Genomic DNA, 11,704 nt, shown 5'->3' on the forward strand with positions numbered 1-11,704 from the left:
CGGACACCGAAAGATGTCGAGCTCGCCGCATAACCTCAGCACCCCGAACCATCCCAAACCCGACAGGGTGTCTTGACGGAAGACATAGAGGCACCCCCCGCCCACGCGTACGCGGGCGGGGGGGCGGAGACGCGGCGGGCGCGCGGCCGGGCGGGCGCGGTTACGACCAGGCGGTGCCGGTCAGCCGCTCGTACGCCTCGGTGTACTTCGCCGCCGTGCGCTCGACGACCTCGGCGGGGAGTTCCGGCGGCGGCTGCTCGCCGTGCCGGTCCCAGCCGGAGGCCGGGGAGGTCAGCCAGTCCCGGACGAACTGCTTGTCGAAGGACGGCTGGGCGTGTCCCGGCTCCCACTGGTCCGCGGGCCAGAAACGGGAGGAGTCCGGGGTGAGCACCTCGTCCGCGAGCACCAGGTCCCGGTCGCCGACGAGGTCGTTGCCGCCCTCGCCGCCGCCGGAGGCGCCCTCGCCGCCCGACTCCAGGAAGCCGAACTCGAACTTGGTGTCGGCGAGGATGATGCCGCGCTCGCGGGCGACCTCGCGGGCCCGGCTGTAGACGGCGAGCGTGGTCTGCCGGAGCCGGGCGGCGGTGTCGGCGCCGACCTGGCGGGCGGCCTCCTCGTAGCTGACGTTCTCGTCGTGGTCGCCGACGGCGGCCTTGGTCGCCGGGGTGAAGATGGGCGCGGGCAGCTCGGAGCCGTCGACGAGTCCCTCGGGGAGGGCGAGGCCGCAGACCGTGCGGTCGCGCTCGTACTCGGCGAGGCCGGAGCCGGTCAGGTAGCCGCGGGCGACGCACTCGACCGGGACCATCCGCAGCGAGCGGCAGATGGTGGTGCGGCCCTCCCAGTCGGCGGGGGCGCCCTCGGGGAGTTCGGTGCTCAGCACGTGGTGGGGGACGAGATCGGCGAGGAGGTCGAACCACCACAGGGAGAGCTGAGTGAGCACGCGGCCCTTGCCGGGGATCTCGGTGGGCAGCACCCAGTCGTAGGCCGAGATGCGGTCGCTGGCCACCATCACCAGGTCGCCGGCCTCGTTCCGGTACAGATCGCGCACCTTGCCGGTGTGCAGATGCACCAGACCGGGTACCTGCACCGGCTCGGGTTTCTCTACGAATCCGGACACACTGCCCTCCATCGGTCGGTCCTGGACAGCTTCCGATTCTTCCGCATGGGCAGCGGCACGGCCCGTCCAGGGTGCCCCGTCCGCGCCTCAGTCCCGTTTGCAGATGCGGTCCAGGAGGTTGGCCGTGGCCCGCTGGACGCGCGGGTCCGTGTGGCCCGGCCGGTCGAGCGCCGGGGACCAGGCGAAGGTGCCGGAGGCGAAGACCAGGGCGCCGCTGGGCGCGCGGTAGATCGAGGTCTCCTGGTGGCGGAGGGCGCCCGCCCGGTCCTCGTACGGGGAGTGGGCGAGGAGCATGCGGTGGGTGTGCTCGGGCAGGGCGGTGCGCGGGAAGTAGCGGTCGGCCTCGCCCGCGACGAGCCCCGGCAGTTCGTCGCCCTCGCCCGCGCCGCTGGCCTCCCACAGCCAGTGCTTGGCGTTGCGCACGATCAGCGGACGGGGCTCGGGGACGTGGCCGAGGTACTGGATGCCGAGCACCTGCTGTTCGGGGGCGCCCTGGTCGCGCCAGAGGGCGGAGCGGCCGGGGCCGCGGCGCTTGCGGCAGGTCAGCAGGCGGTCGGGGACGCCGGAGGCCGACGGGGAGAGCTCCACCTGCCAGTACATGGTGTTGGCGGAGAGGAAGACGAGGGAGGTGCCGCCGTCCCGGGCCTGCTCGACGGCGCGGCGCATGGGGACGGTCCAGTACTCGTCGTGGCCGGGGAAGACCAGGCCCCGGTAGCGGCTGGGGTCGACGCGGCCGGCGTGCAGATCGCGGGTGTCGGCGTAGGCGATGTCGTAGCCGTAGCGCTCGGCCCAGCGGATGAAGTCGTAGGCGTGGCCGACGTGCAGGGGGAGGCCGGCGCCCGCGTAGGGGCGGTCGAAGGAGACGGTGACCGCCGCGTCCTCCTCGCCCAGCAGACGGCCCTGCTCGTCCCAGGCGTGGTAGAGGCTGGCGCCGGTGTGCCCGTCCTCCGGGTAGAGGTTGTACGCCTGCCAGGTGACCTCGGGAAGCACCAGCAGCAGGTCCGCGGGATGGTCGTCGCGGACGGTGAAGGGAACGTGGCTGCGGTAGCCGTCGGCGGTGGTGAGGACGGCGACGTAGGCGCCGGTGTTCCAGTAGCTGGGGACGTGGAGCCGCCAGGAGAGCCACCAGTGGTGGCAGGAGACGGTGCGGTCGGCGGTGAGCGGAGCGGGCTGGGCGATCCCGGAGAGCCGCGGGCTGGTGGTGATCTTCGCCGCGCCGTCACCGGCGTAGTGGCCGATGCGGTAGATGTCCACACTGAACTGCTGGGGCGGGTTGACCTCGATGTGGAAGTCCAGGGCCTCGCCGGGGGCCACGGCCCCGGTGGAGACGAAGCCCTTGATCTGCCGGCGGACGTCGTCGGCCGTGCGCGGTGAGGAGCTGCCGGAGCCTCGGCGGGGCCGGGGGATGCCGGGCTCGTCGAGGGCGACGGCCGGGTCGACATACCAGGGGACGATGCGGCCCGTGTCGTCGAAGTAGTTCTCGCTGCCGCGGAGCCAGGGCAGCGGGCCCTGGCCGAACGGATCCGTGACGGCGTGCGCGAGGGCCCCCGACTCCCAGCGCCGGATGTGATCGGTACCCATCGAACGTTCCCCTCCCCGCACCGCGTCTTCCGACCGTGCCGTTCCGCGCGCCCTTGTTCACAAGTGCTCACATGCTTCCCGGAGTGGCGGGAGACACGGCCATACGTGACAGCACATCACATTCCGCGCGCATTCCGTCACCGTCGTCGCGAATTGCTGTGTTCGATTCCGTGCGCCGGTTCGGCGGCGCGCCGCAGCGCCGGTGGATCACACGAGGCGCACCGGTTTCTCCGGGCGCACCCCCGCCTCGCTCAGCCAGCCGCGCAGTGCGGTGTCGTCCCCCTCTTCGACGAGGCGCAGCACGGGGCCTCCGAGGTCGGTCCCCCGGCTGTCGCCGAACAACAGCACGGGGCCGTCGAGCCAGTCAAGACCCGGTGCCGCCCCGGCGGTGTCCACGGCGGCGCAGCAGACCATGGCCGTCACATGGTCGACCAGCAGTTCCTTTCCGGAGCGGGGAACCTGGAGCGGGAAGAGCGGCACGGCGTCCGCTCCGCGGGGGTCCGGCCCTCCGGTGCCGCCATCAGGTGGCAGCGCCGGGCCGCCGTCCGTCACCGGGCCGCCGTGCGCGCCGAGTTGCTCGCGCTCGTTCTCCCGTTCCCGTTCTCTCTCCAGCTCCTCGCGATGGATCTCCGCGTCGAGGCGGGCGGCGAGCCGCTCGGCCAACTCCCGGTCACCGGCGGCCCGTCCGGCGGTGAACCGGTCCAGGACGCGGGCGAGGGTGGGGGCGAACGGCGGTCCGGCGGCGACCGCGCCGGGCGGCGCCGCGGCCGCCTTTCCGGGGCTCACCCCGGGCGTCGCCCCGGCCGCCACCGCGGGCACCACGTCGGCGGGCACCGCGCCCCCGTCTCCGCCCTCGTCCCCGTCCGGCTCGCCGGCCCGCACCGCGCGCGGGGCCGCGCCGGGCGGGAGTTCGCCGGGCGGGAGGTCGTCGAGGACCCGCTGGAGGCGGGCGGCGTCCAGCCGCCACTTGCGGTCCACGATTTCCTCCGGATACGTCTCCCAGTCGACCGGCGCCCAGCCCGGGCCCCGCTCCGCCGGGCCGCCGTGGAACAGCCGGGCGGCCAGCAGCGACGCCGCCTCGTCGACGACCCCGGGCTCCTCCAGCAGATCGCAGGCCGGGCGCTCGCCCAGCCGGGAGGCGAAGCCCTCGGCGAGCCGGTCGCGCCGGGACAGCTCGGTCAGCGCGGAAACCACCCCGGCGTCGAGCCGGGACGGCCAGCGGCCCATCCGCCAGGCCGGGAGCGCCACCCGGGTCAGCAGCCGGTCCCAGCCCGCGTAGGCGAGGCCGACCTGCTCCTGGGCGACGATCCGCAGGCCGTAGTCGACCGCCTGGGCGCGGACCGAGGCGGCGGCGGCCACCCCGCGCTCCATCTCGGCCGCGTGGGTGCGGCAGGCGCGCAGCAGGGTCCGGGCCGCCCAGCCGGTGACGGCGAGCGCACGGTGGCGGGCGGCGACGGCCACGGCCGCGTCCAGACCGCGGACGAAGCGCCGTGCGGCCGCTATGTCGGGCTGCGCCGAGGGGCCCGTTCCGGCGACCACCGGCGCGAGCAGCGCCCGCAGTTCGGCCACCCGCATCCACCACAGGAAGGGCGAGCCGATGACGAGCTCCGGCGGTTCGGGGGCGGGACGGCGGAAGAGCCGGTCCGCCCGCCCCGGCCCCGCCGGACGCGGCGGACTTCCCTGCCCGCGGCGGCCGGTGAGGCCGCGAAGGGGCGCCCGGCGCGCGAGGTGCGCCCGGTCCTCCAGCCAGCTGTCGCAGTCGGGGGTGGTCGCTATGGCCGAGGGGGCGGGTACGCCGAGCCGGTCGGCGAGTTCGCGGACGAGCCGGTAGAGGTCGGGGGCGGTCTCCTCCCGGATCGCCACGGTCGGGCTGACCGCGGGCCGGGCCCGCGCCACGACGGCCGCCGTGACCGCCGCGGGGAGCAGAACGGCCAGCGCCAGGCCGGTGACCGCCCAGCGGGCGGTGTCCCAGCCCGCGCCGGTCGCCCGGCCGGAGGCCGTCGCCGCGAACAGCACGACCGCGACGGCGGCCGGGAGCAGCACGGCGGCCACCGCCATACCCCGGACGTGGAGGACCGCCAGGGCCCGGGTGCGCGCCACCCGCATTCCGGGCTCCGCACCGGCCGGTTCGGACGCCAACGAAACTCACTCCCTGCTGGTCTGGACTGGTCCCCACCCCCACTGTGGCACCGGGCACGGCCACCGCAACGCCGGTGGTCCGGTTGCCGCAACGGGCTCCCGTCCGGTCGGGAACCGGTACGGGGCCGTCTGCGGGCACCCTAAGCGGCCGGGCGGGTGTACGTCAGCAGTACCTCCGGGCGGTCACTCGATGGAATGGCTTTGGTCAGAGCTCATTCCCTCGGGCTTGGTTTCCGGGACACTTGCGCGACACCGCGTACCGCACACCGCGACACCGCGTTCCGCATACCGCGAAGCCCCGGGCCCCGCCGCGCGTGGTGCGGGCGGGGCCCGGGGCCCGTGAGTCCGGCCGGGCCGGACGCGTGTGCGTCAGGCTCCGGCGGCCTCCGCCGCCGCCTTCGCCGCGATGTCCGTCCGGTGGTGCGAGCCGTCGAGGCCGACGCGGGACACGGCGCGGTACGCCCGGTCGCGCGCCGCGGACAGGTCCGGCCCGGTGGCCGTCACCGACAGGACGCGTCCGCCCGCGCTGAGCACCCGCCCGGCGTCGTCGCGCCGGGTGCCCGCGTGGAGCACGTACGCGTGCTCGTCCTCGGCGGCCACCGCGTCCAGGCCCGTGACCGGGTCGCCGGTGCGGGGCGTGCCGGGGTAGTTGTGGGAGGCGACGACGACGGTGACGGCGGCCCCGCCGTCCCAGGTGAGCGGCGGGAAGTCGGCGAGGTCGCCGGTGGCCGCCGCCAGCAGCAGCCCGGCGAGCGGGGTGCGCAGCCGGGCCAGCACGACCTGCGTCTCCGGGTCGCCGAAACGGGCGTTGAACTCGATCACGCGGACGCCGCGCGAGGTGATCGCCAGCCCTGCGTAGAGGAGCCCGGAGAACGGCGTGCCGCGGCGGCGGAGTTCGTCCACGGTGGGCTGCAGGACGGTGGCCAGCACCTCGTCGACGAGCTTCGGGTCTGCCCACGGCAGGGGCGAATAGGCGCCCATGCCGCCGGTGTTGGGGCCCTCGTCGCCGTCCAGGGCCCGCTTGAAGTCCTGGGCGGGCTGGAGCGGGACGACCGTGCTGCCGTCGGTGACCGCGAAGAGGGAGACCTCGGGGCCGTCCAGGAACTCCTCGATGACCACGCGGTCGCAGCTCAGCGCGTGCGCGCGGGCCGTCTCCAGGTCGTGCGTGACGACGACGCCCTTGCCGGCTGCGAGGCCGTCGTCCTTGACGACGTAGGGGGCGCCGAAGGCGTCCAGCGCGTCGTCGATCTCCTCGGGGGTGGTGCAGACGTGGCTGCGGGCGGTGGGCACGCCCGCGGCGGCCATGACGTCCTTGGCGAACGCCTTGGAGCCCTCCAGCCGCGCCGCCTCCGCGGACGGGCCGAAGGCGGGGATGCCCCGGGCGCGCACGGCGTCGGCGACCCCGGCGACCAGGGGCGCCTCGGGGCCGACGACGACCAGGCCGGCGCCGAGGTCCGCGGCGAGATCCGCCACGGCGGCGCCGTCGAGGGCGTCGACCGCGTGCAGCTCGGCGACCTCCGCGATGCCGGCGTTGCCGGGGGCACAGTGGAGCGCGGTGACGTCGGGATCGAGGGAGAGAGAGCGGCACAGGGCGTGTTCGCGGGCGCCGCCGCCGATGACGAGGACCTTCACGCGGCTCAGGGTAGCCGCCGCCGGTGCGCGCCCGCCGGGCCGTCTCACGGCCGGACGCCCCGGCCGCCCCGGTGCGCGGCGGTACGCGGGCCCGCCGGGGGCCGCCGTGCGGGCTCCCGGAGGTCTCCCGACGGTCTCCTGGACGCCTCCCGGGCGTCTCCGGATGCGCCACGGCGCTTTCAGCACAGGGGAGTTGGGAAACCGGGAACCTCTCGGCCCCCTCCCGGCGCATGTGCCGCACCCGCGGCAAGCATCGCGGTGACACGCGGGGCGTATCCCTTCTTCGAGCGGCCACCACCCTTTCGAGTGATCGAATCGGGCTCTATACCTGATCACAGGCCTCATCTGTGGGTAAATCGAGCCGTATCGCAGGTGAGCCCCACCATTCGGCGGTATGAAAGGTGGCGCGCAGCAGCCGTCACGCGGTTCTCGCACGTCCCTCGTGTCCAGCCGGGCGCAAGGTGACGGCATCCTTGCGGGCAGCACCGCCGACAACAGAGCGACCACAGAGGGAGCACACGGGTGAGCCAGCCGGAAATGCAGCCCGAGGGGCCTCCTCCGAAGAGCGGTGGGCGGCAGGGCGATCTGCTCGGCCGCCCTCTGCCGCTGGGTGACTGGGGAGAGCCCGCGGAACGGCTCGACGAGCTGTACCGCTGGGTGGAGGAGCGCGCGCTGCGCACCTCCGAGTGGTATCTCGCCGACCGCGGCTGGAAGCGCCGCGGCGCCAGGCTCTTGCGCACCGGCAGCGCGCTGCTGGCCACGGCCGGCTTCTCGCTGCCGCTGCTGGAGCTGACCGGCACGGTCGGCCACGGCGCGGCCTGGGGCTGCGCCGCCCTGGTCGGCGCCGCCGCGTGTGTGGCCTGCGACCGCTTCTTCGGGCTGACGTCCGGCTGGATGCGGAACGTCGCCACGGCGCAGGCCGTGCAGCGCCGGCTGGAGGCCCTGCAGTTCGACTGGGCGTCGGAGAGCGTCCGCGAGGTGCTCGGCCCGACGGAGGGCACGGCGAGCGAGGCCGCCGAGCGCTGTCTGTCGGTGCTGCGGCGCTTCTCTGAGGACGTCTCGGAGCTGGTGCGGTTCGAGACGGCGGACTGGATGGTGGAGTTCCGGTCCGGTTCGGCGCCGCTGCTCACCCAGTCGCTGGTGCCCTGGGGCCGGCAGGAGGGCCGCACGGTCACCCGCTTCCAGCTGCCGCCGGGCACGCGGCCCAACATGCCGCGGCAGCGGCCCCCCGAGCCACCGCGGTAGCGGCGGGGGGCGCGTGCCGCGCGTCTGCCGGTCAGCTGAAGACGATCATCGATCCCTGGCTGAGGCTGCGGGTCGCCGCCGCGTTCAGGCCGAGCCACACATGCCGTTCGCGGGCGTACGGGCCGGCGTCCTCGTACGGGACGGTGAGCGCCGGCTCCTCCAGGCTGGTGGGGCGGCCCGGCGGCGCGGGCGCCAGCGGCGGGTTGACCGGGTCGATGCCGATCGCCGGGGCGACCGCCTCCAGTTCGCGGAGCAGGCCGTGCGCGGAGCCCAGCGGGCCGCCGCCGCCCAGGAGTTCGTCGTTCGACAGCGGCTGGGTGAAGTCGACGGGGACGTAGGCGCCGGCGTGGTCGTAGTGCCAGACCAGGTGCGACTGCTGCGCGGTGGTCTCGAACATCTCCAGCAACTGTTCGTAGTCGCCGCCGAGTTCGTCCACCGGGGTGACCGGCAGTCCGCAGATCTGGAGCAGATAGGCGCGGCGCAGGAAGTGCAGCGCGTCGTAGTCGAACCCGGCGACGGGGGCGACGTCCCCGCTCAGGCCGGGCATGTAGCCGAACACGGGGACGGGTGGCAGCCCCGCCTCGCGCAGGGCCTTGTCGTAGACCGCGATCTCTTCGGCGAAGGGGTTGTCGGGGCTCTGGCACAGCACATCGACGAGCGGGACGAGCCACAGATCACACGCCACGAGCACTCGCTCTCTGTCCGGGTCGGCACGATGGTCGGATCAGCGTAGTGGGCCGCGCCGTCGCGCGGGCGGCGGCACGGGGCGGAGCGGGGCGGAACGGAGACGGAACGGGCCGGGGAGCGTCCGGAGGCGCCGCTTCCGGCGCCCCCGTTGCCCGTTCTGCCCGCTCACGGGACGTCCCAGACCCAGGCGTCGCCGACGAGCCGCCCCGGCACGCCGAGCAGCCGGTCGAGCGTGGCCCGCAGGGCCATGTCGTTCGGCTGCCGCTGGAGCACCAGCGCGCCCGCCCGCCAGTGGGCGAGGTCCTCGCGGGCGGCCCGGCGCTCCTCCGGTCCGATGGCGGGCACCCGGCCGCTCCAGCGCACGTCCCAGAGCATCTCGCCGGTCGGGCGCGGCACGGCACCGTAGATGCCGGGCGGGCTGTCCTGCCCCGGGAGCCGGGGGCCGGCCGGGCCCATGAAGTAGCCGCCGGGCAGCGGGAAGGCGAAGTCCGCCTCGATCTGCCAGCGCAGCGCGCTCGCCTCACCGGGCGAGGGCAGCGGCACCGGCACCAGCGACTCGCCGGGCTTCACAAACGTCCGCCACGCACCGCTCGCCACCACCTGCGGCACGGGCGGCCGTTCGCCGGTCTCCAGCGGCGTGGGCACGATGGGCAGCAGCGCGGCGCAGAGCGCCAGGGCGCCCCCGACCCGGATGAGGACGGCCCGGTCGCGGCGGGCCCGGTCGTCGGGCGCGGAGGGCGACGTACGGGCGGCCGCGGCGGCGTCCGAGACGGCGGCCCAGCCGAGCGCCAGCAGCATGCCGAGGGCCGGTGCGCACACCATCGCGTACCGGGACTCGATCACCGATTCGAAGAGCGGCAGTTCGTCGAAGAGCCGCCAGGGGCCGGGCACGGTGGCCGCGCCCTGCGCGCCGCTGAGAGAGACGTCCGAGCCGAGGGACAGGGCGGCCGCGACCAGCACGGTGGCGGCCAGGGCCCGCACGGCGGGACGGCGCCACAGGGCGGCGGTGACGGCGAGGAAGAGAAGCAGCAGCGGCCAGCCGTAGAAAGCGTTGCGCTCGGTGGGGTTGAGGGAGAGCGCGTCGGCGGTGGCCCGGTCACCGGCGAGGGAGCGCTCGGAGAACGCGACGAGCGCGCGCAGGGAGTTGCCCGTGGGGCCGTGCGCGATGCTCCCGTAGCTCTGGTCGCCGAAGAACTGCCAGTACAGCGGGTAGGCGACCAGCGGCACGGAGACCGCCGCGCCGGTGAGCAGGCCGCGCAGCAGCGGTCCCGCGGCGGCCCGGGCGGCGCGCGGGCGGACGCAGGCGTGGGTCAGGGCGAAGACCGCCATGCCGGTGACGGCGAGCAGCAGCGCCTCCTCACCGAGGAAGATCTGCCAGGTCATGAGGAGACCGAGCACCACGCCGTCGCGGAGCACCCGGCGGCCGCCGCACAGCCGGAGGGCGCGGTCGATGATCAGCGGGATGACGAAGAACACCACGAGATTGGGATGCGCGTTCGCGTGCGAGATCAGCGGGGGCGCGAATGCGGCCACGGCTCCGCCGAGCACCGCCGCCGTGCGGTTGCCGGTGAGATGGCGGCGGATCAGCCAGTACCAGGCCGTGGCGGTGGCGGCCAGCCCGCCGGTGAGGACGGTGGCGAAGGTGACGGTCGGGCCGAGCGCGGCGGTCAGCGGGGTGAGCGGGACGGACAGCCCGAACATGGCCGTGTTGGCCATGAGGTTCACGCCCAGCGGGACGTTCTGCAGGGTGGTGAAGAGAAGGTTCTCGCCGTGGAGGACGTGGTGCGCGGTGACCGCGACGAACCACTCCCACTGGTCCTGGTCGCGCATGCTGTCGACGAGGTACCGGCGGTCGGTGTCCGCCCAGAGCCCGGCGTAGAGCAGGAGCGAGACGAGGAGATAGCCGGCCGGGACGGCGAGCGCGTACCGGCCGGCGCGCGGGAGGCGCCGCAGCAGCGGTGGACGCCTGCGCGGCGGGCGGTCGGCGGAGGGCGGGGGCGCCCCGTGGGGCGCGGGCTCCCCCGCCTCGCTCGGCCTGGACGGCTCGGAGAGTGCGGGCGGCTGGGGACCGCCGGCGGCACAGGGTTCTTTCCCGGTGCCGGTCCCGGTCCCGGTCCCGGTCCCGGTGCCGGTGCCGGTGCCGGTGCCGGTGCCGGTGCCGGTGGCGGTGCCGGTGGCGGCTGTGGTGCGGGGGACGCCGGTGGGCTTCCTCTCCGGGCCCCTCCCCGTCTCCGGGTCCGTCTCCGGGTCCGTCTCCGGGTCCGTCTCCGGGTCCGTCTCCGGGTCCGTGCCGGTGGCCGTGCGCACCGGTTCCGTCCCCGCCGTCCGCTCCGGGCCAGGCCGTGCGTCCGTCCCCGGCCGTGCGTCCGCCGCCGGGCCCGGCTGTGAACCCGGGCCCGGCTCCGGCTCCGGGTGCCGCTCCGCGCGGCGTACCGGGTGTGCCGTCTCGCCCATCAGCCGCTCTCCCCCTTCGTCCGTTCCCGTTCCGCCGGTGCCCCGGCCGCGCCCGGCGTCCACGGAGTGCCGGTGGGGCCCGGCCTCCTGCCGGTGGTCCGCAGCCGGACCGCGACGACCTCCGCGAGGACGCGGACGTAGTCGCGGGGGCCGACTTTGGAGCCGGGCTGGTGGGCCCACCGCACCGGCACCTCCGCCATCGGCCAGCCGTGCGCGTGGAAGTGGCGGAGGATCTCCACGTCGAAGCCCCAGCCGTCCGTCCTGGCACGGGCGAAGGCGGAGCGCGCCTTGTCCCCGTCGAACAGTTTGAAGCCGCACTGGGTGTCGCGGATGCCCGGCACGGCCAGTGCCCGGATCAGCCGGTTGCCCGCCTTGCCCAGCAGCTCGCGCAGCGGATGCTGGCGCACCTCGATGCGCGCACCGGGATGCGCGCGCGAGCCGATCGCCGCGGCGTAGCCGGCGTCCAGCCGTGCGGCGAGCCGGGCCAGCTCCTCGATCGGGGTGGCGGCGTCGGCGTCGCAGTAGAGCACCCGGCGGCCGCGCGAGGCGAGCACGCCCCTGCGCACCGCGTGGCCCTTGCCCCGGTTGACGGGCGTACGGATCAGCCGGACGCGCGGCTCCCCGGCCGCGGCCTCCGCGGCCACGGCCGCGGTGCCGTCGGTGGAGCCGTCGTCCACGACGATCACTTCCCAGCGCCCGCCGCCCGCGCGGAGATAGCGGCACACCTCGTCCACCCCGCGGCGCAGCCGGTGCTCCTCGTTGTAGGCGGGGATCACCACCGTGAGGTCGACGAGCGGCCGGCTCCCGGGCCGGGGCCCCGGTACGGCGGCGCGATGGGGAATCGTCACT

At 75.2% G+C, this 11,704-nt stretch carries 7 protein-coding genes and 1 pseudogene; 1 reads left to right on the forward strand and 7 read right to left on the reverse strand.

Annotated elements, in window-relative coordinates; genetic code table 11:
- Window positions 1-160: 160 nt before the first annotated feature.
- The 4 genes from IF83_RS0124015 to purD form a co-directional block, all read right to left on the reverse strand.
- Window positions 161-1,117, reverse strand: a complete 957-nt coding sequence (locus tag IF83_RS0124015) for a phosphoribosylaminoimidazolesuccinocarboxamide synthase (protein ID WP_030547508.1) — start codon at window positions 1,115-1,117, stop codon at window positions 161-163.
- Window positions 1,118-1,204: 87 nt separating this feature from the next.
- Complete coding sequence (locus tag IF83_RS0124020) at window positions 1,205-2,698, reverse strand: N,N-dimethylformamidase beta subunit family domain-containing protein (protein ID WP_030547510.1); 1,494 nt, start codon at window positions 2,696-2,698, stop codon at window positions 1,205-1,207.
- 207 nt (window positions 2,699-2,905) lie between these two features.
- Complete coding sequence (locus IF83_RS0124025) at window positions 2,906-4,804, reverse strand: hypothetical protein (protein WP_030547512.1); 1,899 nt, start codon at window positions 4,802-4,804, stop codon at window positions 2,906-2,908.
- Window positions 4,805-5,206: 402 nt separating this feature from the next.
- Window positions 5,207-6,469 carry a phosphoribosylamine--glycine ligase gene (gene purD / locus IF83_RS0124030; protein WP_030547514.1) on the reverse strand — a complete coding sequence of 421 codons (1,263 nt, stop codon included), beginning with the start codon at window positions 6,467-6,469 and terminating at the stop codon, window positions 5,207-5,209.
- A 522-nt stretch (window positions 6,470-6,991) separates the two neighbouring features.
- On the opposite strand from purD, the gene IF83_RS0124035 reads away from it, so the two are divergent.
- Window positions 6,992-7,714 (forward strand): SLATT domain-containing protein, encoded by a 723-nt coding sequence (locus tag IF83_RS0124035; RefSeq protein ID WP_394297370.1) that lies wholly within the window; start codon window positions 6,992-6,994, stop codon window positions 7,712-7,714.
- A 31-nt stretch (window positions 7,715-7,745) separates the two neighbouring features.
- On the opposite strand, the gene IF83_RS0124040 is transcribed toward IF83_RS0124035, so the two are convergent.
- The 3 genes and pseudogenes from IF83_RS0124040 to IF83_RS0124050 all read right to left on the reverse strand — a co-directional run.
- On the reverse strand, window positions 7,746-8,399 hold the full coding sequence (locus tag IF83_RS0124040) for a hypothetical protein (protein ID WP_030547518.1): 654 nt from the start codon (window positions 8,397-8,399) through the stop codon (window positions 7,746-7,748).
- A 167-nt stretch (window positions 8,400-8,566) separates the two neighbouring features.
- A complete protein-coding gene (locus tag IF83_RS0124045; RefSeq protein WP_244177187.1) occupies window positions 8,567-10,708 on the reverse strand; it encodes a glycosyltransferase family 2 protein in 2,142 nt (713 codons plus the stop codon).
- A 233-nt stretch (window positions 10,709-10,941) separates the two neighbouring features.
- Window positions 10,942-11,703, reverse strand: a pseudogene (locus IF83_RS0124050) (dolichyl-phosphate beta-glucosyltransferase); the annotation flags it as partial.
- Window position 11,704: the final 1 nt, after the last annotated feature.

The sequence above is a fragment of the Streptomyces albus subsp. albus genome (genome assembly GCF_000719865.1).
In the GTDB taxonomy this organism is placed as follows: Bacteria; Actinomycetota; Actinomycetes; order Streptomycetales; family Streptomycetaceae; genus Streptomyces; species Streptomyces albus_E.